This window comes from Arcticibacter sp., assembly GCF_053551015.1.
Genome location: NZ_JBMQOB010000023.1, coordinates 1 through 25,671 on the forward strand (window position 1 = coordinate 1; position 25,671 = coordinate 25,671).

23 protein-coding genes are annotated in these 25,671 nt (G+C 45.4%); 8 read left to right on the forward strand and 15 right to left on the reverse strand.

Translation table 11 applies throughout. The features are described 5' to 3' along the window. Nucleotides 1-1,848 precede the first annotated feature (1,848 nt). The 6 genes from ACO1NU_RS17045 (at nt 1,849) to ACO1NU_RS17070 (ending at nt 7,854) form a co-directional block, all read left to right on the forward strand. Complete coding sequence (locus ACO1NU_RS17045) at nt 1,849-2,745, forward strand: outer membrane protein assembly factor BamD (protein ID WP_448819708.1); 897 nt, start codon at nt 1,849-1,851, stop codon at nt 2,743-2,745. 7 nt (nt 2,746-2,752) lie between these two features. Further along, nucleotides 2,753-3,082, forward strand: a complete 330-nt coding sequence (locus tag ACO1NU_RS17050; RefSeq protein ID WP_448819709.1) for a DNA-directed RNA polymerase subunit omega — start codon at nt 2,753-2,755, stop codon at nt 3,080-3,082. A gap of 58 nt (nt 3,083-3,140) precedes the next feature. After that, on the forward strand, nt 3,141-4,340 hold the full coding sequence (gene coaBC / locus ACO1NU_RS17055) for a bifunctional phosphopantothenoylcysteine decarboxylase/phosphopantothenate--cysteine ligase CoaBC (protein ID WP_448819710.1): 1,200 nt from the start codon (nt 3,141-3,143) through the stop codon (nt 4,338-4,340). Further along, the gene (porD, locus tag ACO1NU_RS17060) at nt 4,337-5,233 is read left to right on the forward strand and encodes a type IX secretion system protein PorD (RefSeq protein WP_448819711.1); all 897 of its coding nucleotides are present in this window, start codon (nt 4,337-4,339) and stop codon (nt 5,231-5,233) included. The genes coaBC and porD overlap by 4 nt, the downstream gene beginning before the upstream one ends. A 53-nt stretch (nt 5,234-5,286) precedes the next feature. Beyond that, entirely contained in the window at nt 5,287-6,960 is a 1,674-nt protein-coding gene (recN, locus tag ACO1NU_RS17065; protein ID WP_448819712.1) for a DNA repair protein RecN, read from the forward strand. An 81-nt stretch (nt 6,961-7,041) separates the two neighbouring features. After that, nucleotides 7,042-7,854 carry an enoyl-ACP reductase FabI gene (locus ACO1NU_RS17070; RefSeq protein WP_448819713.1) on the forward strand — a complete coding sequence of 271 codons (813 nt, stop codon included), beginning with the start codon at nt 7,042-7,044 and terminating at the stop codon, nt 7,852-7,854. A gap of 75 nt (nt 7,855-7,929) precedes the next feature. On the opposite strand, the gene ACO1NU_RS17075 is transcribed toward ACO1NU_RS17070, so the two are convergent. The 3 genes from ACO1NU_RS17075 to ACO1NU_RS17085 form a co-directional block, all read right to left on the reverse strand. Continuing rightward, nucleotides 7,930-8,322: a hypothetical protein gene (locus ACO1NU_RS17075; RefSeq protein ID WP_448819714.1), complete on the reverse strand. Its 393-nt coding sequence runs from the start codon at nt 8,320-8,322 to the stop codon at nt 7,930-7,932. A gap of 81 nt (nt 8,323-8,403) precedes the next feature. Then, nucleotides 8,404-8,892, reverse strand: a complete 489-nt coding sequence (locus ACO1NU_RS17080; protein ID WP_448819715.1) for a hypothetical protein — start codon at nt 8,890-8,892, stop codon at nt 8,404-8,406. A 17-nt stretch (nt 8,893-8,909) separates the two neighbouring features. After that, nucleotides 8,910-9,611, reverse strand: a complete 702-nt coding sequence (locus ACO1NU_RS17085; RefSeq protein WP_448819716.1) for an SDR family oxidoreductase — start codon at nt 9,609-9,611, stop codon at nt 8,910-8,912. Between the two features lie 129 nt (nt 9,612-9,740). Here ACO1NU_RS17085 and ACO1NU_RS17090 point away from each other — a divergent pair, with 129 nt between their 5' ends. Further along, nucleotides 9,741-10,697 carry an NAD-dependent epimerase/dehydratase family protein gene (locus ACO1NU_RS17090; protein WP_448819717.1) on the forward strand — a complete coding sequence of 319 codons (957 nt, stop codon included), beginning with the start codon at nt 9,741-9,743 and terminating at the stop codon, nt 10,695-10,697. Here ACO1NU_RS17090 and ACO1NU_RS17095 read toward each other — a convergent pair. The 6 genes from ACO1NU_RS17095 to ACO1NU_RS17120 form a co-directional block, all read right to left on the reverse strand. After that, nucleotides 10,694-11,614, reverse strand: coding sequence for a lysylphosphatidylglycerol synthase transmembrane domain-containing protein (locus ACO1NU_RS17095; protein ID WP_448819718.1), 921 nt, complete (start codon nt 11,612-11,614; stop codon nt 10,694-10,696). The two genes, ACO1NU_RS17090 and ACO1NU_RS17095, sit on opposite strands and share 4 nt — an antisense overlap. Further along, complete coding sequence (locus ACO1NU_RS17100; RefSeq protein ID WP_448819719.1) at nt 11,589-12,539, reverse strand: glycosyltransferase family 2 protein; 951 nt, start codon at nt 12,537-12,539, stop codon at nt 11,589-11,591. The genes ACO1NU_RS17095 and ACO1NU_RS17100 overlap by 26 nt, the downstream gene beginning before the upstream one ends. Then, nucleotides 12,536-14,134, reverse strand: coding sequence for an ArnT family glycosyltransferase (locus ACO1NU_RS17105; protein WP_448819720.1), 1,599 nt, complete (start codon nt 14,132-14,134; stop codon nt 12,536-12,538). The genes ACO1NU_RS17100 and ACO1NU_RS17105 overlap by 4 nt, the downstream gene beginning before the upstream one ends. 30 nt (nt 14,135-14,164) lie before the next feature. Beyond that, nucleotides 14,165-16,210, reverse strand: coding sequence for a TonB-dependent receptor (locus ACO1NU_RS17110; protein ID WP_448819721.1), 2,046 nt, complete (start codon nt 16,208-16,210; stop codon nt 14,165-14,167). Further along, the gene (locus tag ACO1NU_RS17115) at nt 16,207-17,517 is read right to left on the reverse strand and encodes a PQQ-dependent sugar dehydrogenase (RefSeq protein WP_448819722.1); all 1,311 of its coding nucleotides are present in this window, start codon (nt 17,515-17,517) and stop codon (nt 16,207-16,209) included. Before ACO1NU_RS17115 ends, ACO1NU_RS17110 begins: the two co-directional genes overlap by 4 nt. Nucleotides 17,518-17,582: 65 nt before the next feature. After that, nucleotides 17,583-18,932: an NAD(P)-binding domain-containing protein gene (locus ACO1NU_RS17120; protein ID WP_448819723.1), complete on the reverse strand. Its 1,350-nt coding sequence runs from the start codon at nt 18,930-18,932 to the stop codon at nt 17,583-17,585. Nucleotides 18,933-18,960: 28 nt separating this feature from the next. On the opposite strand from ACO1NU_RS17120, the gene ACO1NU_RS17125 reads away from it, so the two are divergent. Beyond that, nucleotides 18,961-19,575 (forward strand): hypothetical protein, encoded by a 615-nt coding sequence (locus ACO1NU_RS17125; RefSeq protein WP_448819724.1) that lies wholly within the window; start codon nt 18,961-18,963, stop codon nt 19,573-19,575. Between the two features lie 75 nt (nt 19,576-19,650). Here ACO1NU_RS17125 and rpsJ read toward each other — a convergent pair whose 3' ends face one another. From rpsJ to ACO1NU_RS17155, 6 genes are all read right to left on the reverse strand, one after another. After that, nucleotides 19,651-19,956 carry a 30S ribosomal protein S10 gene (gene rpsJ / locus ACO1NU_RS17130; protein WP_016197132.1) on the reverse strand — a complete coding sequence of 102 codons (306 nt, stop codon included), beginning with the start codon at nt 19,954-19,956 and terminating at the stop codon, nt 19,651-19,653. A gap of 60 nt (nt 19,957-20,016) precedes the next feature. Further along, the gene (gene fusA / locus ACO1NU_RS17135) at nt 20,017-22,128 is read right to left on the reverse strand and encodes an elongation factor G (RefSeq protein ID WP_448819725.1); all 2,112 of its coding nucleotides are present in this window, start codon (nt 22,126-22,128) and stop codon (nt 20,017-20,019) included. 99 nt (nt 22,129-22,227) lie between these two features. After that, complete coding sequence (gene rpsG / locus ACO1NU_RS17140; protein WP_448819726.1) at nt 22,228-22,695, reverse strand: 30S ribosomal protein S7; 468 nt, start codon at nt 22,693-22,695, stop codon at nt 22,228-22,230. A gap of 18 nt (nt 22,696-22,713) precedes the next feature. Beyond that, a complete protein-coding gene (gene rpsL, locus ACO1NU_RS17145) occupies nt 22,714-23,127 on the reverse strand; it encodes a 30S ribosomal protein S12 (RefSeq protein ID WP_448819727.1) in 414 nt (137 codons plus the stop codon). Nucleotides 23,128-23,259: 132 nt separating this feature from the next. Further along, nucleotides 23,260-25,248, reverse strand: a complete 1,989-nt coding sequence (locus tag ACO1NU_RS17150) for a M1 family aminopeptidase (protein WP_448819728.1) — start codon at nt 25,246-25,248, stop codon at nt 23,260-23,262. Nucleotides 25,249-25,316: 68 nt separating this feature from the next. Continuing rightward, a complete protein-coding gene (locus tag ACO1NU_RS17155; RefSeq protein ID WP_448819729.1) occupies nt 25,317-25,670 on the reverse strand; it encodes an arsenate reductase in 354 nt (117 codons plus the stop codon). Nucleotide 25,671 lies beyond the last annotated feature (1 nt).

Below are 25,671 nucleotides of genomic sequence, written 5' to 3' on the forward strand. Positions count from 1 at the left end.
CACACCATACGACCAAACAATCACCCAACAATCGCTACAATGAATCAACAGCTCAAAAGGCCGCTTAATACAGGAACATTAACACCGAAATATTAACTTAACTTACCAGACTTTTGGTCTCGAAAATGGGGAGTGTTATACCGATACCGAAAACTCAGGAAGCATCAACGAGGCTATTATATTCCTATATATATATAGTACCACGTATAGCACTAATTAAGAGCCGGGATACTGAAGTCAGGAAGCCCAATGGGGCATTATATTCCTCACCTATATCGGTGTGCGATTTGATCTAACAGTTCTAGCAATCTTATATATGCCAACCAGTAGCAGATTCACGATACGACAATGGGATGCACTGTTGCACCCATCTATTCAGATTCATATAGTAGGAGATGATATTATATAATGCCAGCGTATTCGTAAACTAATCTCAAGCGCGCCTTCGATTCCAAGGAGAACATTCCACAGTCCGTACTCCCGCTACTGACACATACTATCGAGGTAACACCTTTTCTCTTATCCCCTACCGCCCCTTACTATATATATAAGTGTACAAGACCTTGAAGGGCAAAAACTAAAAGCCACATAAAAGATCCACTCATTAAACAAGTAGCAAATCATATTAGAACAAAGCGTAGGATGAAAATCATTTACACGGCGACCGTTTCCAGCTAAAGCATTAAAATTTCAGCGCCTTGTTTCTCACTCCAAACAGAGGGAATTGTATATATTTACGAACAGGAAATACAATAGACTATTCCAATCAGAAGATCGCATACACTATCCTATTTAAAGCAAGATCAACCCTTAAGATTAAAATCGCGCCAATTATCCCGGGATTCTATTAGAAATGCATTATACCATACTATAACCAGCGTTATACCGGCCGCGTGCAAACATCGAATCACCTACCCGACAAATCCGTACAAAGCTCGCATTCTTCCAAAGCTGGTCCGAGGGTGGTCCGAAGCTGATCCGAAGCTGATCCGACATTGCTGTATCGCTAGTATAAAGATGATGATACGGTAACCCTTACACATCCACTTGCAACAGCTCCCTAAAATAACGGTTATAGAAGAATTGACGGACTAATTGAACGTACTGCTTTCCCCGGGCGGCTAGGTGATCCACATTACACTATACCCGTTTAGCTGCTAACTACTTGCTCCACGTGGCACATTTCCTTAAAAACGTACCCGGGATGCGAAGTCTGATCACTACAAAGATCTAAGCGGGCAAGTAAAATACTCATTTTTCTATTCCCCTTTCTGATATGAGGACGCGCCATCCGAAAGGATGTGCGCAAATGCTTTCTACACCAATCACATCGTTTTACGAGGCTGATCATCGTAGCGTATTACTTCTTAAAGTTAAGAATTTCATTTTCTCGCACAAAAGGTGTTCCTCACTTTCCACAAAAATTTGGTAGAACGAAAGGATTCGTCTTCTTTCTTTGCTGATGATGATCTATGCTGCTGCTGATAATATATGCCGATATTGCTCTACTCTGCAGATAGAATACAGTTAACGAAGGTCTATTGCAACTTAGCTCTGCTTCTACGACTAACGATCATGCCGGCTCTTTGCAGGCTTGCCTTAGTAGGTTACTATTTTATGAGACCAATCCTGTCTATCCATTTAGCTCAACCTTGCTGACTATGATGCCTTATTACTCAATTACGGTCTTATTGTTAATGCTGTACCCCGCCCTCGCTGCCTGCGAAGAAGCAAGCCCCACTATGTGTGTTAAGTTTTGTTAAAATGATGTAGTCAGCCATAAAATAACCTAACTTCGGACCAATTAATTGAATTGACTATTATTTTGATTTAATGTATCTTTGCAGGATGTTTAAAAACAAGCGTTTATTAACGTGGTGCTTATTGTTACTTGTCGCTGTTGCAGCTGGCTGTAAAAGCAAATTCGAAAAGTTGGTTGCGAGCAACGACACGGGCAAGAAGTATCAGGAAGCCATTCGTTTATACAATAAAAAAGATTACAGTAAAGCCCTGCTCCTTTTTGACGGGCTTAACCAGAAATATAAAGGACGTGGTGAGGCTGAAGACCTGGCTTATTACTTTGCTTATACGAACTACAGACTGCGGGATTATACCACTGCACGCTACCAGTTCAAAGTATTTGCTGACACCTATCCGAACAGCGCAAGAGCGGAAGAGTGCCGGTTCATGTCGGCCTACTGCTTTTATCTGGATTCTCCGAACTTCACTCTGGACCAGGAGAACACATTTCGCGCTATTGAGTCCTTGCAGCTTTTCATCAACCTCTATCCAAAGAGCGACCGTGTTGTTGAGGCGAGTACTCTGATTGCCGACCTGAGAGATAAGCTCGAGAAGAAAGCGATGGCAAATGCGCGTTTGTATTTGGATATCGGTGATTACAAAGCAGCCGTATTCGCATTCGATAATGCGCTGAAAGATTTCCCGGATACGAAGTATGCAGAGGAAATGGAAGCACTGAGCGTTCAGGCACAATACTTATACGCTGAAAACAGTCTGGAGATCAGACAGGAAGAGCGTTTTGGACAAGTGATCGAGATGGCAAATACATTTGCTGAAAGCTTTCCGGAAAGCAAATTTCTGAAGAACATTCAGGATTATAAAAAACGTGCTGAGCAAGGCATCGTTCAGGTACAAAAATTGATAGCATTGTCTCAGCAAGGCGCTACAGACAAGGCTAAAGAAGAAGAAAAGAAAGAAGAAAAATCCGCTGAGGAAAATAAATAAGTTAAAGATGAGTAATACAAAAAGTACAGTTGCTTCAAGCACAATAACAAGGGATCTGCGTCAGTTGGACACAACTACAGATAATGTATATGAGTCTTTAGTTGTTATTGCAAAAAGAGCCAATCAGATTTCAAACAACATAAAAGAAGAGTTACAAGGAAAGCTTTCTGAGTTTGCTTCTTCAAATGACAATCTGGAAGAGGTTTTCGAGAACCGTGAGCAGATTGAAATTTCTAAGCACTATGAGCGTATGCCAAAACCTACGCTGATTGCGATTGATGAGTTTTTACACGATAAGGTTTATTATCGTAACCCTTCTAAAGAACAACAGGGTTAATTGTTCTAGGAAGTCTGGATAGCCATATTTGTCATCCAGGTTGTTTACTTGATGTGATATGCTTGAAGGAAAAAAGATATTACTAGGCGTTTGCGGCAGTATAGCCAGTTACAAATCTGCTATTTTAACCCGTTTACTGGTGAAAGCTGGTGCAGACGTCAAAGTAATCATGACACAAGATGCGACGCATTTTGTGACCCCTCTTACGTTCTCCACCCTCTCTAAGAACCCGGTCTTTAGCACCTATTATAAGCCTGAGTCGGGCGAATGGAATAACCATGTTGAGCTGGCACTCTGGGCCGATTTTATGCTGATCGCACCGATAACAGCCAACACACTTGCGAAGGTAGCCAACGGCATCTGTGATAATCTTTTAGCGGCAGTGTACCTTTCGGCCAAATGTCCGGTCTTCTTTGCTCCGGCAATGGATCTGGATATGTGGATTCATCCGGCTGTGCAACGTAACGTTTCCTTGCTTGAATCTTACGGGAACAAGCAGATCAAGCCTTCCTATGGAGAACTGGCGAGCGGTCTGGTCGGTGAAGGCAGAATGGCTGAACCGGAGGAGATAGTCGCTTTTCTACAAAATCAGTTCAGCTTAAAGCTTCCTCTCAAAGGAAAGAAGGTTTTGATTACAGCAGGTCCTACATACGAATCAATAGATCCGGTACGCTTTATTGGCAACCACTCTTCCGGAAAGATGGGCTTTGCTCTGGCAGAGGAACTGGCCCGGAATGGTGCATCGGTCACGCTGGTGAGCGGCCCCTCGGCACAGATCTTACACACCCCTTCTATCAGACGCATTGACGTCAGTTCGGCTGAAGAGATGTACCATGCGGTTCATCAGGAATTCGCGGATGCTGACATCATGATCATGAATGCAGCGGTAGCCGACTACAGGCCTAAACTGGTTGCTTCTGAAAAGATAAAAAAGAATCCTTCTGAGTTTGCTATCGAACTGGTGAAGACGCGGGATATTTTATCCTCGCTGGGCGAGATTAAGCGCGACGACCAGATTTTAGTTGGCTTTGCTCTGGAGACAAACAACGAAGAAGAGCATGCTCTGGCTAAGCTCAAAAAGAAGAACCTTGATTTCATTGTCCTGAATTCGTTGAAGGATGAAGGCGCGGGATTCCAGGGCGACACGAACAAGATTACCATCATTGATCGCTCTCTTCAAAAAGAAACCTTTCCTCTGAAGTCGAAAGAGGAAGTTGCTAAAGATATCGTCCGCAAACTTGCAGAACACCTTTCATGAAGTTCGCGGCATTGATTCTGTTCCTGCTTCTTGCCCCGGCTTTAAGAGCACAGGATCTGAATGCTCAGGTGCAGGTTATATCTCCTCAGGTACAGAACACCAACAAACGTGCGCTCATACAGCTTGAAGCGGCTATACGCGACTTTCTGAATGGTCGTAAATGGGCGGATCGCACTTCTGGCACCGAGGAGCGAATTGACTGTAACTTTCTGATCAACATCAGCGAATGGGATGGATCTTCGAGTTTTAAAGCAGAGGCACAGATCCAGTCGAGCAGACCGGTATTTGGCACCACCTACAACTCCCCCATACTTCAGATCAGTGATAAAAACTTCAACTTTACGTACATAGAGGGACAAGCGCTCGACTTTTCGGAACAGCAGTTTATCTCCAATATCAGCTCGCTCCTGGCCTATTACGCTTATATCATCATTGGTGTAGATGCCGACAGCTTCTCCAGACATTCGGGGGAAGCCTATTTCAGACGCGCTCAACAGATTGTTAACAATGCGCAGAACGTAGGTTTTATCGGTTGGAAAGCGATAGAAGGTCAGACAAACCGGTATTGGCTGGCAGAGAATCTGAACAGTCAGCAGTATGAAAGCCTCCGTACCTTCATCTATAACTATCACCGCAGTTGCCTGGATGTTCTGGCAGCCAGACCAGAACGTGGACGAAAGACATTGCTCTCTATCCTCCCTGACCTTCAGCGAACAGACAGGGCGCGCCAAGGCGATATCCTGACTCAGATCCTGTTTACGGTTAAAGCAAGTGAGATGGTAAACATCCTGAAGCCATTGACGGAACAGGATCGCCTGCGTGCACATTCTATTCTCAGCGCTGTAGATCCGGCGAACATCCGTAAGTATGATTTGTTAAAGAGTAATCAATAGTGCTGTTGTATATTTGATGTACCTTTAAAACAAAAGATCAGCTCACAGACCATATGCTAAGTCGCTTAATCATACGCAATTATGCACTTATTGAAAACCTCGATATTGCATTTTCAGGGAAACTAAACATTATCACGGGAGAGACCGGTGCTGGGAAATCAATCATTCTGGGTGCGTTGTCGCTTATCCTGGGCCAGCGTATAGAAGGAAAATACTTCTTTAATCAGCAAAAAAAATGTGTTATTGAAGGACATTTTGAGATAGGATCCTATCAGATCGGCTCGTTCTTCGAAGATAAGGATCTGGATTATGAATCGTCGACGGTTTTGCGCAGGGAGATATCAGCTGACGGAAAATCGAGGGCCTTCATTAACGATACGCCAGTTAACCTGACGGTGCTGCGTGAACTTGGAGAGCTGCTGATTGATATCCACTCGCAGCATGCGACGCTGGAGATTAATAATGAGAAGTTCCAGCTGCTGGTAGTTGACTCCATAGCGGCGAACGACCTTCTGCTGAAGAGCTATCAGGAGAATTACCGCCAGTATCGATCGGTGAATCAGAAGCTGAAGGCACTGGAGGACCAATCTCACCAGGCGAAGGCAGATGCCGACTATTATCAGTTCCAATATAATGAGCTCGATGAGGCTTCGCTGAATGACGAGCAGGAGCAGGATAACCTGGAGCAGGAGCTTAATGCTTTGACTCATGCAGAGGAAATTAAGAAAAGCTTGCTGATGGTGGGGGCAGCACTGACTGAAGACGAGCAATCGGCGGTTATACTGCTGAAAGAGGCACTGGCTCAGCTGCAGCATACGGAGAGATACCTCCCGGAGGTGCATGACCTGACAGAGCGGCTCAACAGCGCGCTCATAGAGGTCAGGGATATCGCGGCAGAAGTTGAGGTTCTTGAAAGCGGCACATCAGTCGATGAACTGCGCGCTGATGTGGTGAACGAACGCTTAAGTGTTCTCTATAACCTTCAAAAGAAGCATCGGGTAGCGTCTACCCTGGAGCTGATTCAGATTCGTGAAAGTCTGGCCGAGAAATTGGATTCGGTCTCTACATTGGACGAGGAGATTGAAAAATTAAAGAAAGAAAGTGCTGCATTGCGAGATGAGCTGATCATCCTGTCAGATACGCTTTCTGCCAGTCGTAATGAGATAATTCCTTCGATAGAGAAGCGCATCAGGGAAATGCTGACGGAGGTGGGTATGCCGAATGCGGTGCTGAAAATTGAAAATGAGTTGCTGGACGAGGCTTCTCTGGGAGCAACGGGCAGGAACAGGATCCAGTTCTTGTTCTCAGCTAACAAGGGACAGGAGCCGGCTCCGATGAACAAGGTTGCTTCGGGAGGCGAGCTGTCGAGGCTTATGCTCAGCATTAAATCGCTTATGTCGCATCATATCGCCCTTCCTACTATCATCTTTGATGAGATAGACACTGGAATTTCGGGGGAAGTAGCGTTAAAGGTCGGTTCGATAATGGAGCGTCTGGCTGAAGGCATGCAGGTCATTGCGATTACGCACCTGCCGCAGATTGCCAGCAAAGGAGACGCACACTACTTCGTGTTTAAAGACGAAAAAGAGGACATCACCCACACGGATATTACTTTGCTGAGCCGGGATGAACGCATCACGGAGATCGCGAAGATGCTGAGCGGCGAGAATCCGGGCGAGTTTGCACTGCAGCACGCCAGAGAATTACTGGAGTCGGCTAAATCGTAAAAAACTGATTTATAAATTCATAGCAATTCATTTCTTTTTAACTGATTAGAATCCTTATTTTAGTCGCCAAATTGGTTAATAATGGCTTATAATTTACTAAAAGGCAAAAAGGGTATAATTTTCGGAGCTCTTGATGAAAAATCTATAGCTTGGAAAACAGCCCTACGCTGCGTTGAAGAAGGCGCCGAAATTGTGCTTACAAACGCTCCTATCGCGATGCGTATGGGAGAGATCAATAAACTGGCCGAACTGTGTAATGCTCCTGTGATTCCTGCTGATGTAACCAGCCAGGAAGACATCGAGAACCTGTTCACCAAGTCTATGGAACATTTTGGTGGGGGTGTTGACTTCGTTCTGCATTCGGTAGGTATGAGTATGAACCTGCGTAAGGGGAATCACTATACAGACACGAACTATGATTTCATGCACAAGAGCATGGACATTTCAGCAATCAGCTTCCATCGTGTACTTCAAACTGCTATGAAGCTTGACGCGATCAACGAGTGGGGATCTGTAGTAGCCCTGTCATACATTGCTGCTCAGCGTGTATTCCCTGACTACAATGATATGGCTGATGCAAAGGCTATGCTGGAGAGTATTGCGCGTAACTTCGGTTACCAGTATGCTGTTAAGAAGCATGTGAGAGTAAACACGATATCTCAGTCGCCTACCCGCACAACTGCTGGTTCAGGAGTGAAGGGATTTGAAGGGTTTATTCTGTTTGCTGAAAAGCAGTCGCCTCTTGGAAATGCATCTGCAGACCAGTGTGCTGATTACACGGTGACATTATTCTCTGACCTGACGAAAATGGTAACGATGCAGAACCTGTTCCATGATGGAGGTTTCTCCAACACAGGTATCAGCCATGCGGTTATTGATCAGATGGAGAAATAATCATCTTTCAAAAAATACTAAAAAGGGGCTACCGATTAAACGGTAGCCCCTTTTTGGTTCATAGGACATTCTATTTTAGTAAACTGCTGAATCGATCATCACGATCTTTAATCGCATATTCGCGGGTGGCGTAACTGCTTTCAGTCCGTCGGCACTTTGAATCTGCACCAGGATGCTTCCTGCATTGGCGACATAGCTGTAGGATACTCCCTGGTATACCTGTGGAACCTGCTCGTAGTTGCGGCCTTCGAAGGCGGCGTAGACCAGGATAGCACCCTGATCATTGAGATAGCTGTCGTACTCAGGCAAGTCGATCAGAGTCTCATAGGTTCTTCCATTTTCCCGCGGATCCCAGTCACGTGCGCGTACGTCTACTATCACTGTCCGGTTTGGGACTACATATTCGGTTTGCTCGCATGCTGTTACCAACAGCATCAGTGGCATGATAAAAGTAAGTAGATATTTCATATCGGTGTGTTTCCTATATAGACGAAAGTTATTTCCGATGGTTTCATCAGAAAAGCAATTTCACGGCATGGACCGATATTATTAGTTAAAGTCTTTGAATGTCGTCCTTGTAAAGGTGCCCGGCATGGCGTGGTCTCCCTCTTCAAATTCTATCTTGACCGCTTTAATCGTGGGGATCTCGGTAAGTGAAAAGGTTGCTTCTGCCAGGTAGGATTCTGCACCGGAGGTTCCGATGTTTTGAGTGAGCTGTGTAGCGTCCTGAATACGGGTAATGATGGTGTCGCCCTGCATTCCCCGGTATTCCATTTGGATGCCGGGATATTTCTTGTTGAGCATCCGGATGATCTCTTCGTATCCCACCCCTTTCATGCTTTCACCGCTATGATCCAGCTGAAGTTTTTGAGTAGTTTCGTTATACGTGGTGTTCCAGGGAAGTGAATCGAGCTGCTTATTCGCTGATGCTGAATCGGTCCTGGTGGAATCCTGGCCTTCAGCATAAAGCTGTTTCTGATCGCTTGTACAGCCACCCAGGAAGATGATACACAACAAAAAGAAACAGCCGTATTTCATAACGAGCAATTAGTATGTTAAGGGGTTGTTACAGCAACGGGAATCACTTTTCCGTTGAAAAATTTGTGAGCAGTCAGCGCAAAATCAGCAATGTATTTACCCATCTCAAAAGCCATTACGGGCGACTGATATCCGGGGAACGCCTCTTCTAGCATCTCCGTTTGTGCTGATCCAAGTGCCAGACAATTGAAGTGAATATTGCGCTCTGTATATTCTACAGCCAGGCATTCGGTGAGGGCGTGCAATGCTGCTTTGCTGGCTGTATAGGCCGACATACCGGGAAACTTTACACTGCCGGTAAAACCAGCCATGCTGCCTATGTTAACCACATGCGCACTGTCATTCAACAAAGGGAGCATATTCTGGATCATCTTGATGTGGCCCATCAGGTTGCTCTGCAACATGGCGGCAAAGTCAATCTGGGTGATTTCTGCAAAAGGCTTTTGAATAAGCTGTCCTGCATTATTGATCAGGACGTCTATTGTCCCTACCTTTTGCTTAACGAAATTCACGAGTGATGTGTAGTCGTCATGCACGATATCAAATTTGGCCGGATAGAGCTTGCAGTTCGGATTCAGGCCCAGTGCTATTTCATACAAGCGTTTAAGCTTGTCTTCTGAGCGTGCTAGTGCAATGATCTCATGGTCGCCGTTTTGTATCATGTCAAGAACGGCTTCAAAACCTACACCACTACTTACACCTGTTATTAAAATCTTCATTATTAATAATATTCTTTAACGATACGAAATTAGGTAAAAAGATCCGCTATATTTAAAACGCCTGGACACGGATTATAGTTTACATTAGTTCGGGACGTCTAAAAAACGTAGCTTTGCTTTATAATTAATATGAGACATATTCTGGTAACCGGCGGTGCTGGTTTTATTGGTAGCAACCTGATTAACACATTATTATTAACTGGCAAGTACAAGATCACCTGTATCGATAACTTCGACGATTTCTACCCGGTTGCACAGAAAGAATGGAACATCAAAGACTTTCTTCAGCACCCAAATTTTACCTTAATTCGTGGCGACATCCGCAATCTGGATGATCTGAATAAAGCGGCAGACGTAGACACCATTGTGCATTTGGCAGCAAAGGCAGGCGTCAGACCCAGCATTCAGAATCCAAAGCTGTATCTGGACGTAAATATTAATGGCACTCAGGTGCTACTTGACTACGCCCGTGAGAATGAAATCAAGCAGTTCCTCTTCGCATCGAGCAGTAGTGTCTATGGAGTTAACGAGAACGTGCCATGGATAGAGGAAGATCCCTTACTACCTATCAGTCCCTATGCCTCCTCCAAGGTAGCCGGCGAAATGCTGGGGCATGTTTACAGTCATTTGTATGGCATCCGCTTCGTCGCGCTGCGTTTCTTCACGGTATATGGTCCGGGACAGCGTCCTGACCTGGCCATTCATAAGTTTTTCAAGGCGATAAGCAATGGAGATCCTATTCCTGTTTTTGGAGATGGTACTACCAGCCGGGATTATACGTTCGTGGAAGATACCGTACGGGGTATTGTAGCGGCACTGGACTATACGAGATCCAGTTACGAGGTTATCAATCTGGGAAATCATCGTACTGTTTCGCTAGCCAGTCTGATTGAAGCAATAGAGGATGTCTGCGGGAAGAAAGCCATCATAGAACGCTACGGAGAACAGCCCGGAGACGTGTCTCAGACATTTGCAGAGATCTCCAAAGCTCAGGAATATTTAAGCTACGACCCTTCAACTTCTTTGGAACAAGGCCTGTCGGCATTCCATGAGTGGTTCCGGGAGTTTTACGCGGAAAAAGTCTAGAGGTTCTTTTCAGACTCCTCTTCTTTTAGATGCGCCATCTCCTCTTCTGAAGGAAGCGGCTCAAACTCGCTGGACCGGTATACGAACCAAAGGCCCGGCAGGGATGCCAATACATTGATCATCCAGAAGGTAAAGGTGATGAACACAGCTAAACTCTGGTCTATGTCGAATACATCTGAGGCATGGGCCATGAATACGTCGCGGACTCCCAGTCCGCCTACTCCAATATTGATCAGGGCAACGATGGACGACATCAGGAAGCTAAACAGGTAGGGTGCGAATTTCCCATCGAAATTCTGTGAGAGCAGTATGCAAATGACGCTCAGGACCTGCAGCGACTGAACCATACCTGCCTTGATATGGTTCCTAACGAAGTGCTTCGAAAAGTTGTTGAAGAAGCGGCGCAATACCAGAAAATAGATGAGCGTACCAGCCAGCAAAGCTGTAATTGGCCAGGTTGCCGGTATTTCGATCTTCGGTATGAAGATAAAGAGTGTCACCGAGATAAACCCTACAGCCCAAAGGCCGCTCAGGCGATCAAAGAAGAAAGCAAGCAGCAGACGCTTCGTTGGGAGCTTATACTTCTTGCGCAAGAGATAAACCTTATAGCCGTCGCCCCCTATTCCACCGGGGAGAAATACGTTGTAAAACATCCCGAGCAGGTACAGACGGAAGTTGTACCAGAAGCTAAACTCGAGACCGATGGCCTTCAAGAAACTGAGCAGACGCCAGGAGGATACCACCTGGGAAAGAAAATAGGAGCATAACGCCAACAGGATAAACCACATGTTGCTCGTTAGAAACAGCTGCTTAACCTGATTGAAATCTATCTTCTGAAAGACGTAGTAGATCAGTAACGCCGTCACAGCTACTTTTAAAGGAATTTTAACTTTATTCCAGAGTTTCTTCTTGTCCATTAAATATTCTTCTTACCTGATAGGTTTTCCTGTTCGTTCCTTCAAAATAGTTTCTGATACTGATTTCGGCGATAATACCGATCGTGATCAGCTGAATTCCTCCGAGAAGGAGAATCAAGCCGAGGATCAGCAGAGGCTTCCCTCCTATATCATTCCCGAGAAGTTTCAGAATGAGCAGATAAAAGTTGATCAGCGCACCGAGACCAAAAGACACGAAGCCGATAGTTCCAAAAAGGTGCATAGGCTTCTGAATGTACTTGCGGAAGAAAACCATGGTGATCAGATCTGCCATGACTTTAAACGTGCGATTAAGTCCGTATTTGGACTGCCCGTGGATACGTGCATGATGTTTTACATCGACTTGCGTGATGTTGGCTCCCTGAAGTTTGGCTAACACCGGAATGAAACGATGAAGCTCTCCATAGATACCCAGGTCTTCTGCGATCTCGCGTTTAAATACCTTTAGCGTACATCCGTAATCTTTAATGTAGACGCCGGTCATCCGTCTGATGATGGTGTTGGCAATCTTGGACGGCACTTTCCTTAAGAACATACCATCCTGTCTCTTCTTCCGGTTACCTGCAACTACGTCCCAGTCTTCATCGATGAGCTTTTCGAGCATCATGGGGATGTCGCTTGGATCGTTCTGCAGATCTCCGTCGAGTAGTGCGATGTACCGGCCTGTTGAGTGTTCAATACCGGCGGTCATGGCGGTACTCTGACCGTAATTTCTTCTTAGTTCGACAAGCGTAATGCGCTCATCGGCATATTTGCGGATCTCCTTCTGTGTTCCGTCAGATGATCCGTCATCTACCAATACCACTTCGTAATTAAGGGTCCCTAATGCTTTGCGTATCGCCTCCAGCAGAGGCTGTATATTTTCTCTCTCGTTGAGGACTGTAATGACTACGGAAAGGTCTTTCATTTCACTTTAAATAGTTTGAGATTGTTGTTGTAGGATTTCACCAATACCCCATTGGGATTGCTCAAATCGCGGTCAAAGGTAAGATAATAGCCCGGCTTCGTGTCATCCTTTGTGGTATGCATAATCTCTCCCCGCTCTCTTTCGATGTAGAAGATGATGCGGTGATAGAAAGGAAGATGCTCCACAGGCGGGTTAAAGTGGTAGAAGTAAATATCTTCACCCTTGCTTATTCCGGCCATTTCGATCGATACCGCTCTGAAATAGGCGTTCTCATTATTCGCATACCGATGAGGTAATACAAAGAAGCTAAAGGCCATTCTCACAACGATGAGAAGACCCAGGAACGCTACGAGTTTATGTCTCTGAAATTTGTAGATCAGCCAGGTAAAGAATACTGCGCCTGAAAAAACAAGCAGCACCTTCGGCACGAGGTAGTCGACGAACGGTTCAAGACCCACAAACAAGGGAGCTAACATGGCCAGCGATACCAATATGCCCAAAACCAGCAGGATGATGTTTAATATCCTGTTCAGTTTGGGAAAATATTCCCTGTAGGTGTAATAGGCATGGCTCCAGATGATAAACAACAAGGGATAGAGCATCAATAAGTAACGCGGTCTTGTTTCGGGAGAAAGCCAGTACACCCAGATGTTGGCAAGGAAAGTGACTGCGCAGAAGAACAGAAATTGATTTGCTTTAAGCTCCTTTAGGAACTTTTTGTGAAAACAGAAGATGATCAGCAGACTTGTTGGCAACATGTGCATAACATGTTCGAAAGGAAACGTCACCAAATGCCTGATACTGCTCCAGAATCCGGTCCTTACAGCGGTACGCTGACTGCTTTGGTCCCAGATGGTCGCAAAGTAGCCTTCCAAATCCGGATTGTACAAGGAATAGTTATAAAAATACAGGCCGATAATGGCCAGACATATCAGTCCTGAGAGGATATGCTGCCAGCTGAAAAGCTTTTTGAAGTTCCGGGTAACGAGCAGGAATGCAATGAGCGTAAAACCCTGAAATACGACGGAGGGCAGCCCTTTGCTTAAGAATGTCAGCGAAGTAATCACATAGGAAACAAAGAAGAGCAGGAACCATTGTTTACGCTGATAGAAGTAGAAAATGCTCATGAATGATATGAACGTGAGCCATGAGTAGAATATATCGATATGCCCCAGCATGGAATCGTACAACAACATACGTCCGTTGACCAGGAAGAAGAATGCGCTCATCAGTGCTACCCGTTTATCAGCGATAAAATACCTCACCGAAATATAGATGGTTCCTGCAAAGAGCAACATCGGCACAACGGCAGGCAGGCGGGTTATAAACTCAGAATAACTGCCGGTGAACAAGTATAATACTACCAGGATCCAGTTGTACAACGGGGGTTTGTTGTAGTAGTATTCGCCTGCAATCGTAGGGACCGAGTAGTTCTTGCTGAGTATCATCTCCAACGCGACGCTCGACCGGGTTGGTTCATCAGCAAAGAGAGGAAGCAGCCCCAGGTTGAATACAAAAGCCGGTATCGACAGGATGATTAGAAAAAGGAATGTTTTGCCCGGATACCGATCTATATAGTCTTCTATCTGCTTCATCTTATTTTCCGCAAAGATAGAAGGATAGAACTATAAATCTACGCTCAATCCTGCAAAGAAGTTCCTTTTGGCAGCTGGGTTGAAGTATCGCCCTCCAAAAGCGTTCAGGTCGTTACCCAGACTATAGTCCTCATTAAGGAGATTATCTGCCCCTGCATAAAGAGAAATGCTCGTACCATTAGCCATCCTGATCCGGCAACTTGCCTTTGCCTGTAAAAGGTGATACTTGGATGCATATACGCTGCCTGCATCATTTAGCGGGATATCTGAGGTATAATTATGCTGGATAAATAAACTATAGTTCTTTGCAAAGCCGAGGTTGACGGAGCTTACCAGCATGTGTTTAGGAACGCCCGTCAGCCTGTTACCAGAAAAGTCCTCTGAACCACTTTGATAGCTATCAAACGAGAAATCGCTGTAGGTATAACTGTTCTTCAATTGTACGCTGCGCAGGATGCCCTGCTTTCTGGTGGGGATTAACCAGTAGATGAGTTGCGACTCCAGACCTGACTGGTCCGTTCCTCCTGCATTAACGAAGAACTCTGCATCAGCATCATTCACCCGGCGAACAATCGCGTCTTGCAGATCATAGCGGAAAACCACGGCGTCCCAATAAAGCCGGTTGTTGACAAGGGACATCCTAAGTCCTCCTTCGTAGTTCCATCCTGACTCTGACTGAAGACTGGTGTTGATCACCTGATCAGAAGCGCGTACCTCTGCAATTGTGGGTGCAGAGTACCCTCTGCTGGTTGACGCTCTTAAAGCTACTTCTTCTGATAACATATAAGAAGCAGCGAACCGCGGCATGATCTCCACATCGAAGTTCTTGCGCGCAAGGGCGGATGCAGCTGCATCCAAGCTGCCATACTTGTAACCATTGAAGTTTACGCTGGCAGCCGCTTCAAGCAATAGCTTGTCGCTTGCCTGGAAGGTAAGATGCGAAAAGAGGAATTGCTGCCTGGCGTTTAGCTGATCTGCCGACTGCGGGTTTCCTCTAACGCCCCTGTTATTGTCGTAATTGCTGATATCTGAATGCGTCTGCTGCCCTTCGTAGCCGAGCTGCAGCGTCAGGGGTATTGCATCCCCTATATATTGAAAATAGGTTCTTAGCCCGACAGTTTTCTCTTTTCTGACTTCATAATTGGTTATAAACGGATTTTTGAAGTCGGTTATCGAGCCTGTGAAAGCGATGACATGCTTAAAGTACCTGTTAAATGTTGTCTCGTGCATCAACCCACCTAAGAATGTTTTGTTATAAATCCCGGCTTGTTGTTCAGCAGCACCTGGATTAGGGCCTCCCGCAGGTCTTGCGCTCCTCGGATTAGCCGCTAATTGCGCTAAGGTTAATCCTCCTGGGGTTTCATAATGCATGTCTGAGTATAAGAGCAGGGCTCCTAACGAAGCACGATCAGAATAGTTCCATTGAGGCCTGGCTTGAACGTACTTTCGGTTCATGGCACTGTTCTCCCGATAGCCATCGGATCGTTGATAGGCCTGATGGATATTCAGGCTAAAATCCTTCCACTTCTGCTGAATTGACGCGTTCTGGTAAAGCAACCCGTAAGAGCCGCCGCTTATATTTGCTTTTAGCAAAGCTGAGTCGGCCTTTTCTGTCCTGATCATCACAACGCCTCCGGTGTTCGCACCAAAAACACTAGCCTCAGGACCTTTAAGCACCGTAATTTCTGAAGGGCTGCTGGCATCAATCGCATTGAGATACGTGTTCCCGCCTGCATCCGTCAGAATGAAATCATCCATGTACATCTTCACGTTTCTTATACCGAATGGAGAGCGCAATAGACTGCCACGTATAGAAAGCCTGTAACTACCAGGCGAGCGTTCTTCCATTCTGATGCCTGGAAGAGAGTTAACTGCCGGTACCAGGGAGAAAGGCTGCTGCTCTGCGAGCATTCCTGTACTTAAGACGCTAACAGAGGCTGGCAAACTGAGCACGGGCTGCTTGATAAAATAAGCATTTATCTCTACCGTGTGTAGTCGCCCCACGCTATCTGTTGATTGCGCAATAGAGTAAAAACCAGAAAAGAGAAGGGAAGCTAGTAGTGTTATTCGTTTCATTTTTTATCGGACGATACGCGCCATAGGGTGTTACCCGCATCATCGGCTACCAGTAGAGATCCGTCGTTGAGCACTGCGACTCCAACCGGACGACCATAAACTTCGCTCTTTCCTCCTTCTACAATAAATCCAGTGAGAAAATCTTCCAGTTTCCCGAATGGTTTACCTCCCTGGAAAGGAACGAAAGCGACCTTGTAGCCGGAAAGTTCAGAACGATTCCAAGACCCATGTTGGCCAATAAAGGCGCCATTCTTGTACTTGGCAGGGAAGGCTGCAGCTTTATAGAAAGCAAGACCGAGCGATGCGGTGTGAGCACCGACAGCTAAGTCAGGGGCAATAGTCTTCTTAACAAGTTCAGGCTTCTGACCCTTCATCCGCGGATCTTCATTCGGCCCGAAGTAAGCATATGGCCAGCCGTAGAAAGCACCATCCTTTACGCTGGTGATATAGTCAGGAACAAGATCGTCCCCAAGTTCGTCCCGCTCGTTCACTGCAGTCCACAATTGCTTAGTTTCCGGATTCCAATCCATCCCCACGGGATTGCGAAGCCCCGCAGCAAAGATACGTTCAGCACTGCCGTCAGGGTTGATCTCGAGAATATTCGCTCTGCGAACCTCATGCTCCATACCGTTTTCCCCAACGTTACTTCCTGAGCCTACTGAAACATAGATTTTTGATTTATCTGCATTCGCGATGATATTGCGAGTCCAGTGATTATTATATCCTCCGGCAGGAAGTTCCAGAATCTTCTTACCTTTTGCAGTAATCTTCTTTTGTCCCTCTTTGTAGGGGTACTGCCATAAGCCGTCGGTGTTGGCAACATAGAAAGAATCTCCTATGACGAGCATTCCAAACGGCTGATGGAGACCAGACAGAAACACCTCCGCAACTTCCGGCTTCCCGTCTTGATTACCGTCCCGGAAGATCAGAATAGAATTAGGGCTTTCACCGAGGTTCTGAGAACCGGCTCTTCCTGATACGATATCCGAGGCTTTTTTACCTTCTGTGGTCGCCTGAGCCACAAAAATGTCGCCATTCGGCGCAACATATATCCAACGGGGATTAGTTAAGCCTCCCACAAACTTGCTGACTGTGAATCCTGCCGGGGCGACAGGGGTCTTCCCCTCAGGCCAACCAATGACTTTACTGAACTTCGTCTTCGACTCACCCGGCTGAGGAAGCTGGCTGGTGTCAGCTGAATGTGAACCAGTATCACTGCCCTTCGATGCAGGGTTATTTTCTGCACTGCAGGCGCCAAATATAAGAGAGCCACCTATTCCTAAAAGAAGTATCTTTCGTAAAGTCATATTGCAAAGTTGTACCGTTTCAACCGCGAAACTGCTTCTTTTGTTTGAACAGCTTTAAGAACAACTTACGATGTCAACCTGGCGATTAATTTAGAACTTTGCTGTGCACCCTCCTGTAACCTGTCGGAAAAGAATTCCTTTACTTGTTCGAAGTGCGACAAGTACCCGCTCATATCACCATACTCGATAATAGAGGCCCATTCTCGCACAGCGGAGTGAAACTCCAGATCATCCGCGCGGATGCTCTTGTCATACAAAGCCGTCTGGATGGTTTCCTCGAGCAGGTCAGCATTCTTATATAGATACTCCGCAATGCCTAGCCTCAGGCGAAACGGGGGTGTCTGACAGATCAGGTTTTCGTAAGGATTTACCCCCAACTGATACCAGGCATCTACCATAGCTAACAGGCTCAAATGCGAATTCGGCATATAGTCATCAGCCTTTTCAGCCATCTTGAAATCCTTCATAACATCCGGATCAAGTGTAATAAAGTCGCGTTCCCCATGAAACACGAATTTACTTGCAGCATGAATACGCTCCCGGAACTTGTCTTCCTGCTCACAAATCATCATCTTAAAAAGCTCTGACTCTGACTTCGCGTATTGTCTCACCTGCTTACGCGCAAAAGGATTCAGAATGGCCAGACCAGCGTAAACATGCGCCTTGTAGCTAAAGATACGAAGCGTAGTTAGTATCTTGACATTATCAATTCCGTTTGAATAAGCCCCATGATCCCAAGGGTAAAAACCAGCATTCTTCCATGCTGTGCCCATACTTTCAAAGCCCATATGCGTTACCGCCTGGGTATCGGCCATGATCTGATCATGCTGCTGATAAGTGGGCACCTCGATAATTTCAGACTCGAGAGCCTCAAATACGTCGAGCGCAGCACGGTATGCATCTGTTGTGGAGCGATGATTCACAACGATCAGCTTCTGACCTGTTGTCGAGAAAGCCGGACCGTGCAAGGAATGGCAGGTAATAATATGAACGTCATCCGGAAGATATTTCTCGAAAGCAGCAATCTCAGGGGTCTTCACAGATGTCTGACCTGAAATGATCGAACCAAACTTAACAGAACTGGCTGTCTGAGACACCACGCTCCCAATATTAGATGCTTCCACGGAATATAGCAGGAAATCTGCCACTCGCGCCACGTCATTGCCGGTTTTAAGAATGATCACAGACGTGTCGCGAAATTCTTCAATAAGTTGCTCATATCGCTCAGGAAGGTCACAGCCATACACAGTAAATCCCTTGGAAGCCCATTTCCTGGCACATACTGAGCCCATATCTCCTAAGCCGATGATCCCGATATTCATACCGTAAATATATACATTGATTTTAGATCTTATTTTTACAAGTAAGAACTTTAACCTATTATTGCCGAGATAGCGTGGGGCTTTGGTACCCATAGATACATTTACTTAATTTACAGACACCATGAAAAAATCCTTTTTTTTTAGTTTATCATTAGCCGGCATGCTGCTATGCGGAGCTTTGAATCAAACAAATGCACAGGATACCACCAAAGCTGCCAATCAGACATTGAATATGCAGTATACAGAGATGTTGAGGAAATCCCGCAACATGGATGGTTACAAGTTGATCAATCCAAACCGCCTGTCTGCATTCTGGAAAAGCACTGCTGATACACTCAGAAAAGAGAGAAGAAGTCTGGCTGAAGCAAGAACGAAAGTTAACACGCTCAGTTCGTCACTCAAAAGCCTCAAGGATAACCTTTCTTCCAACGAGAAAGAGCTTGCCGAATCAACAACAAAGGTAAATCAGGTGAGCTTCCTGGGATTCCCGATGGACAAAGCAACCTATAATATGATTATGTGGGGAGCTGTAATCCTGTTGGCCATCGCGTTAACAATTTGTGTTATCCAGTCTACAAGGGCAAGAATAGAGGCGCGATATCGCGTGAAGCTCTTCGAAGAACTCTCTACAGAGTTCCAGACATATAAAGTAAAGGCTAATGAAAGAGAAAAGAAATTAGCAAGAGAGCTGCAGGATGAAAGGAATAAACTTGATGAGCTCGGATACCGGGGATAAGTTTTTAAGTATATAAAACAAAGAAAGGCGGATAGTAAACTATCCGCCTTTCTTATTTCAGAGTACTCGAGGTACTTAAACTTTGATTTCAACTTCAACTCCACTTGGCAATTCAAGTTTCATTAAAGCATCTACAGTTTTAGAATTAGAACTGTAAATATCAAGAAGTCTCTTGTAAGCACATAATTCAAACTGCTCACGAGCTTTCTTGTTTACGTGCGGTGAACGCAATACTGTAAAGATTCTCTTTTCCGTTGGAAGAGGAATCGGACCACTAACTACTGCGCCAGTAGGCTTTACAGTTTTAACGATTTTCTCAGCTGATTTATCAACCAGGTTGTAATCGTAAGATTTTAATTTAATTCTAATTCTTTGGCTCATCTTATTTTTAATTAAGCCCTGCTTAAGAGCTATTGGTTAAGCAGGGCGATTTTATTTTTATTAACCGCTATTTCTAGCGCCTTTTACTTTAGCAATAACTTCATCCTGAACGTTACGAGGAGCTTCAGCATAGTGATCAAACTCCATTGTAGACGTTGCACGTCCAGAAGTGATCGTACGCAACTGAGTCACATAACCAAACATTTCAGAAAGAGGCACGGTTGCTTTGATAACCTGAGATCCTGCACGAGAGTCCATACCTAAAAGCTGGCCACGACGACGGTTCATATCACCGATAACGTCACCCATGTTTTCTTCAGGAGTCAAGATTTCAACCTTCATGATTGGCTCCATCAAAACTGGTCTACATTTCGGCAATGCCTCACGGAATGCAGAACGAGCACAAATTTCAAAAGATAGAGCATCTGAATCGACCGCGTGGAAAGATCCATCGATCAAACGAACCTTCATATCTGGAAGCGGGTATCCTGCCAATACACCATTAGCCATGGCAGCAGCAAAACCTTTTTCAACAGATGGGATGAATTCACGAGGAATAGCACCACCAGAGATTTCGTTAACGAACTGAAGTCCGCCTTTTTCGTAATCTGCATCGATCGGAGAGATAACAACCTGGATATCCGCGAACTTACCACGACCACCAGTTTGTTTCTTGTATGTCTCACGATGTTGAGTAGTTCCGGTGATTGCTTCTTTGTAAGCAACCTGAGGAGCACCCTGGTTAACTTCCACTTTGAACTCACGTTTCAAACGATCCATCAGGATGTCTAAGTGAAGCTCACCCATACCTGAAATTACAGTCTGGCCAGTTTCTTCGTCAGTTTTTACGTGGAAGGTAGGATCCTCTTCTGCTAATTTAGCAAGAGCCATACCCAATTTATCAACGTCAGCCTGAGTCTTTGGCTCAATCGCTAAACCGATTACCGGCTCAGGGAACACCATAGATTCAAGAATGATCGGGTTTTTCTCATCACAAAGAGTATCTCCAGTTTTGATATCCTTAAATCCAACTACCGCAGCAATATCACCAGCACCTACATTAGGGATAGGATTCTGCTTGTTAGCGTGCATCTGGAAGATACGGGAAATACGCTCCTTGTTTCCTGATCTCATGTTATAGATATAAGATCCGGCTTCGAGGTTACCTGAATAAACACGGATAAAGCAAAGACGACCAACGAAAGGATCCGTTGCGATCTTAAATGCAAGAGCAGCAAACGGCTCAGTTACATCCGGTTTACGAAGGATCTCTTCGTTTGTATCAGGGTGATGACCAACGATACCTTCAACATCCATAGGTGAAGGAAGAAGTTCCATCACATAATCTAGCATGGTTTGAACACCTTTGTTTTTGAAAGATGATCCACATACCATAGGAACGATCTTAGCATCAAGTACAGCCTGACGTAAAGCATCAAGAACCTCGCGCTCAGTGATAGTTTCAGGAGCATCGAAGAACTTCTCCATTAAACTCTCATCGTATTCTGCTACTGATTCAAGTAATTTCTCTCTCCACTCAGTTGCTTCTTCTACCATATCCTCAGGGATAGGCACTTCAGTAAAGGTCATACCTTTATCGTGCTCATTCCAAACGATACCACGGAAGTTGATCAGATCAACCACTCCCTTGAAAGTATCTTCAGCTCCGATAGGTAACTGCAATGGAACTGCATTACTTCCCAGCATCTCTTTTACCTGCTTAACAACCTTTAAGAAGTCAGCACCAGAACGGTCCATTTTGTTAACGAAACCGATACGGGCAACATTATAGTTGTTAGCCAGACGCCAGTTAGTTTCTGATTGAGGCTCAACACCGTCAACAGCTGAAAACAAGAATACAAGACCATCAAGAACACGTAAAGAACGATTTACCTCTACAGTAAAATCCACGTGTCCCGGAGTATCAATAATATTGATATGATAGTTCTGGTTTCTGTATTTCCAGTTTACAGTAGTAGCAGCAGATGTGATCGTGATACCACGCTCCTGCTCCTGAGCCATCCAGTCCATGGTTGCAGCACCTTCGTGCACTTCACCAATCTTGTGGCTAACCCCTGCATAATAAAGAATACGCTCAGTAGTTGTAGTTTTACCGGCGTCAATATGGGCAGCGATACCTATATTTCTTGTGTATTTTAAATCTCTTGCCATTTTATTTTTGTGATTCTCTATGACCAAAAAAAGACTACATTGAGTTCAAAACTAGTCTTTGTCAATGTAATCTTTTTTAAATCTATGTAATCTTTATTGTTAGAAACGGAAGTGTGAAAACGCCTTGTTAGCCTCAGCCATCTTGTGCGTATCTTCTTTCTTCTTCACCGCTGCACCTTCACCTTTAGAAGCAGCAATGATCTCTCCTGCTAATTTCTCCATCATGGTTTTTTCACCACGACGACGAGAGTAAAGGATCAACCACTTCATTCCTAAAGCAATTTTACGCTCAGCACGAACTTCAGTAGGTACCTGGAAGTTAGCACCACCTACACGGCGAGACTTAACCTCTACAGCAGGCATCACGTTGTTCAACGCTTTTTTCCAAGCCTCAAGACCGCTTTCGCTAGTTCTTTTTTCAACTAACTCTACAGCATCATAGAAAATAGAATAAGCAATCGATTTCTTTCCGTCGTACATCATGTTATTTACGAAACGGGTTACCATCACGTCATTAAACTTCGGATCAGGCAGGATAATTCTCTTTTTTGGTTTTGACTTTCTCATTTATATATCCTCCTTTGCTTATTTCTTTTTACCCTTAGCCGGTGCTGCAGCTACCTGTCCTGGCTTAGGACGCTTAGTACCATATTTAGAACGACGTTGATTTCTTCCGGCTACACCTGAAGTATCCAGTGCACCACGGATGATGTGATAACGTACACCCGGTAAATCTTTAACACGACCTCCTCTGATCAATACGATAGAGTGCTCCTGCAAGTTGTGTCCTTCTCCTGGAATGTAAGCATTCACTTCTTTTCCATTTGTTAAGCGAACACGCGCAACTTTACGCATTGCTGAGTTTGGTTTTTTAGGGGTAGTAGTGTATACACGGGTACACACGCCTCTTCGCTGTGGACAGCTGTCCAACGCTGGGGATTTACTCTTATCCTCCAGAGCTACTCTACCTTTCCTAACTAATTGTTGAATAGTAGGCATTTACGTTTTTTGTTTTTAAATTAATTTTGCTTTACTCTATTGTCCTAAAAAGGAATGCAAAGGTAGCAAGTTTTTTTGATTATCAAGGTGTTGCCACAGAAATTTCCGCACAAAAACTAAGATCTTCTTAAACTAGCTTTTCACTTTCCAAATATTATTATCTGTGTTCATATCAGGGAGCGTCTGATCGGGATCGATAGTAACCGATACGACATCTTCAGTCGTAGGATGGTGGAAGGTCCAGCTCTTGTCGCTTTTCCAAATCTCCACCGGAAGCTGCACCCTTTCTGTATTCCCGCTCTTTAATTTGATTTCAACCACAACAGGCATAACCATCTTTTGCAGGTTGCTTATTGTGATCAGAACACCGTTCGACGGATCATTCTTTACATAACTCACTCCTGATACCGCCTGATCGAGCTTCCAGTTGTTAAAGAACCAACCACGCCAAAACCAGTTCAGATCCTCGCCGCTTACATTCTCCATCGTCCTGAAAAAATCATCAGGTGTTGGATGCTTGTATGCCCAGCGGTCGATGTAGGCTTTAAACGCGCGGTCAAACCGCTCAGGTCCGAGCACGTTCTCCCGCAATACCGACAGCGCAATCGCGGGTTTATAATAAGCCAGATACGCTACATTCCGCTCTTTCATATTGTCGGCACTATTCGTCACAGGTTCCAGGGCCGGATCCATGATCAAAGACGTCCACTTTCGCATATTCCGGCCCCCCTTGTCGTACTCGCCCTTGTTAAACGCCGCAGTCGACAGTTCGTTGATAAACGAATTCAAACCTTCGTCCATCCAGGGATGAAGACCTTCATTTGAACCAACGATCATCGGGAACCAGGTATGTCCAAACTCATGGTCAGTCACGCTCCATAATGAACTTCCACGGGCAGTACTTCCGCAAAAAACGATTCCCGGATACTCCATCCCGCCGGCATTGCTCGCTACGTTGATCGCTGCAGGATAAGGGTACTCCGTCCACTTGGCCGAATAATATTCGATAGATGCCTTAACATATTCAGTCGAACGTCCCCAGGCCAGCTTGCTTGCCGACTCAGCGGGGTACGCAGAAATAGCAAGAGAACTTCTGCCCTCCGGAAGGTTAATTCGTGCGGCATCGATCATAAACGCAGCAGACGATGCCCAGGCTACGTCCCTGGTGTTTTCCATCCGGAACTTCCAGGTCTTCGTTCCTGCCACAGGTCTCGATGCACTTCTTGCATCCCTCTCCGAACGGATCACAACCACCTTGTCGCTGCGCTCAGCCTGCACCCAGGCTTTCTGCTGACTCTCCGAATAAACATCCTGTGGATTGAGCAACTTTCCGGAACATACAACGGCATGATTTGCCGGAGCCGTGATATTCACATGAAAGGTTCCATAATCCAGATAGAATTCAGAAGGTCCAAGGTATGGGCTTGTGTTCCAGCCCGAAATATCATCGTAAACACTCATGCGCGGATACCACTGCGCAACAGAAAAAACCGGCCCGTTTGAGGTCTCCAGGATCCCCATCCTGTCTCTCCCTCGTTCCGGAATGATAAACGAAAACTCTATCTTCAACCGGAGACTGCTACCGCCCGCCTTGAGCGGCTCCGGCAACATCAGCTGCATTCGTGTATCGTCAATCATGCAGTTAAGCTCCGTTTCCTTTCCGTTTTTATCGACTAGCTTCGCTGTTTTTATCTTAAAACCACCGTCAAACTGCTTGTCGTTGATGCCTCCCCTGCTTCCACTGATAGGCACCACGCTCAAACCACGGGATCCCTGCTTGAACAAGTTCTGATCCAGCTGTAGCCAAACGAATTCAAGGTCGTCCGGACTATTGTTCGTGTAAGTGATCACCTCCGAACCTGTAACGGTCTTCTGCTTTTCATCCAGCACCACGTCAATATCATAGTCAGCACGATTCTGCCAGTAAGCATGTCCCGGTTTACCGGATGCCGACCGGTATTGATTGCCTGCACGGGTGTACACAGAGCCGCTAAACGCTTCCGTATAATTATATCCGTTCGAATTTTTATCATCTGCAAAAAAACTCTCAGACTGCTGCGCCTTAGCAGCAGAGGCGAACAACACAAATGAAAGAGGAATTAAAAAGCTTTTAAGATGCATAAAGTATAAGCTTCTGACACCCGCCCCCACATGGAGCCGGTACAGTAATGAACATATTAACACTCGATTTACCTGATATTGAAAGCTTGGGCATACCTTGCCTCATCAAAACCCAGGATCACCTGATCTCCGAGCTCAACAACCGGCCGTTTGATCATACTGGTTTTTTCCATCAAAACCGGAAAGGCTGATTCAGCATCAACTACACTGCTCTGCACCTCATCATCAAGCTGCTTCCAGGTAGTTCCCCTTTTGTTAACAAGCGATTCCCAGCCCAGTGCCTTAGCCCAGGCAATCAGACGCTCCTCTGCAACACCCCACTTCTTGAAATCCTGAAACTCATAAGCAACCCCATGCTTATCCAGCCAGTCCAGCGCCTTTTTTACTGTACTGCAATTTTTTATACCATATACCTTTACCATA

What these genes read in the sequence shown, in the direction of transcription:
- recN (WP_448819712.1), top strand. Translation starts at nt 5,287, where the DNA reads ATGCTAAGTCGCTTAATCATACGCAATTATGCACTTATTGAAAACCTC.
- ACO1NU_RS17085 (WP_448819716.1), bottom strand. Translation starts at nt 9,611, where the DNA reads ATGAAGATTTTAATAACAGGTGTAAGTAGTGGTGTAGGTTTTGAAGCC.
- rpsG (WP_448819726.1), bottom strand. Translation starts at nt 22,695, where the DNA reads ATGAGAAAGTCAAAACCAAAAAAGAGAATTATCCTGCCTGATCCGAAG.
- fusA (WP_448819725.1), bottom strand. Translation starts at nt 22,128, where the DNA reads ATGGCAAGAGATTTAAAATACACAAGAAATATAGGTATCGCTGCCCAT.
- ACO1NU_RS17105 (WP_448819720.1), bottom strand. Translation starts at nt 14,134, where the DNA reads ATGAAGCAGATAGAAGACTATATAGATCGGTATCCGGGCAAAACATTC.
- coaBC (WP_448819710.1), top strand. Translation starts at nt 3,141, where the DNA reads ATGCTTGAAGGAAAAAAGATATTACTAGGCGTTTGCGGCAGTATAGCC.
- rpsL (WP_448819727.1), bottom strand. Translation starts at nt 23,127, where the DNA reads ATGCCTACTATTCAACAATTAGTTAGGAAAGGTAGAGTAGCTCTGGAG.
- ACO1NU_RS17120 (WP_448819723.1), bottom strand. Translation starts at nt 18,932, where the DNA reads ATGGGTACCAAAGCCCCACGCTATCTCGGCAATAATAGGTTAAAGTTC.
- rpsJ (WP_016197132.1), bottom strand. Translation starts at nt 19,956, where the DNA reads ATGAGCCAAAGAATTAGAATTAAATTAAAATCTTACGATTACAACCTG.
- ACO1NU_RS17050 (WP_448819709.1), top strand. Translation starts at nt 2,753, where the DNA reads ATGAGTAATACAAAAAGTACAGTTGCTTCAAGCACAATAACAAGGGAT.
- porD (WP_448819711.1), top strand. Translation starts at nt 4,337, where the DNA reads ATGAAGTTCGCGGCATTGATTCTGTTCCTGCTTCTTGCCCCGGCTTTA.
- ACO1NU_RS17110 (WP_448819721.1), bottom strand. Translation starts at nt 16,210, where the DNA reads ATGAAACGAATAACACTACTAGCTTCCCTTCTCTTTTCTGGTTTTTAC.
- ACO1NU_RS17100 (WP_448819719.1), bottom strand. Translation starts at nt 12,539, where the DNA reads ATGAAAGACCTTTCCGTAGTCATTACAGTCCTCAACGAGAGAGAAAAT.
- ACO1NU_RS17095 (WP_448819718.1), bottom strand. Translation starts at nt 11,614, where the DNA reads ATGGACAAGAAGAAACTCTGGAATAAAGTTAAAATTCCTTTAAAAGTA.
- ACO1NU_RS17080 (WP_448819715.1), bottom strand. Translation starts at nt 8,892, where the DNA reads ATGAAATACGGCTGTTTCTTTTTGTTGTGTATCATCTTCCTGGGTGGC.
- ACO1NU_RS17045 (WP_448819708.1), top strand. Translation starts at nt 1,849, where the DNA reads ATGTTTAAAAACAAGCGTTTATTAACGTGGTGCTTATTGTTACTTGTC.
- ACO1NU_RS17090 (WP_448819717.1), top strand. Translation starts at nt 9,741, where the DNA reads ATGAGACATATTCTGGTAACCGGCGGTGCTGGTTTTATTGGTAGCAAC.
- ACO1NU_RS17155 (WP_448819729.1), bottom strand. Translation starts at nt 25,670, where the DNA reads ATGGTAAAGGTATATGGTATAAAAAATTGCAGTACAGTAAAAAAGGCG.
- ACO1NU_RS17125 (WP_448819724.1), top strand. Translation starts at nt 18,961, where the DNA reads ATGAAAAAATCCTTTTTTTTTAGTTTATCATTAGCCGGCATGCTGCTA.
- ACO1NU_RS17115 (WP_448819722.1), bottom strand. Translation starts at nt 17,517, where the DNA reads ATGACTTTACGAAAGATACTTCTTTTAGGAATAGGTGGCTCTCTTATA.
- ACO1NU_RS17150 (WP_448819728.1), bottom strand. Translation starts at nt 25,248, where the DNA reads ATGCATCTTAAAAGCTTTTTAATTCCTCTTTCATTTGTGTTGTTCGCC.
- ACO1NU_RS17070 (WP_448819713.1), top strand. Translation starts at nt 7,042, where the DNA reads ATGGCTTATAATTTACTAAAAGGCAAAAAGGGTATAATTTTCGGAGCT.
- ACO1NU_RS17075 (WP_448819714.1), bottom strand. Translation starts at nt 8,322, where the DNA reads ATGAAATATCTACTTACTTTTATCATGCCACTGATGCTGTTGGTAACA.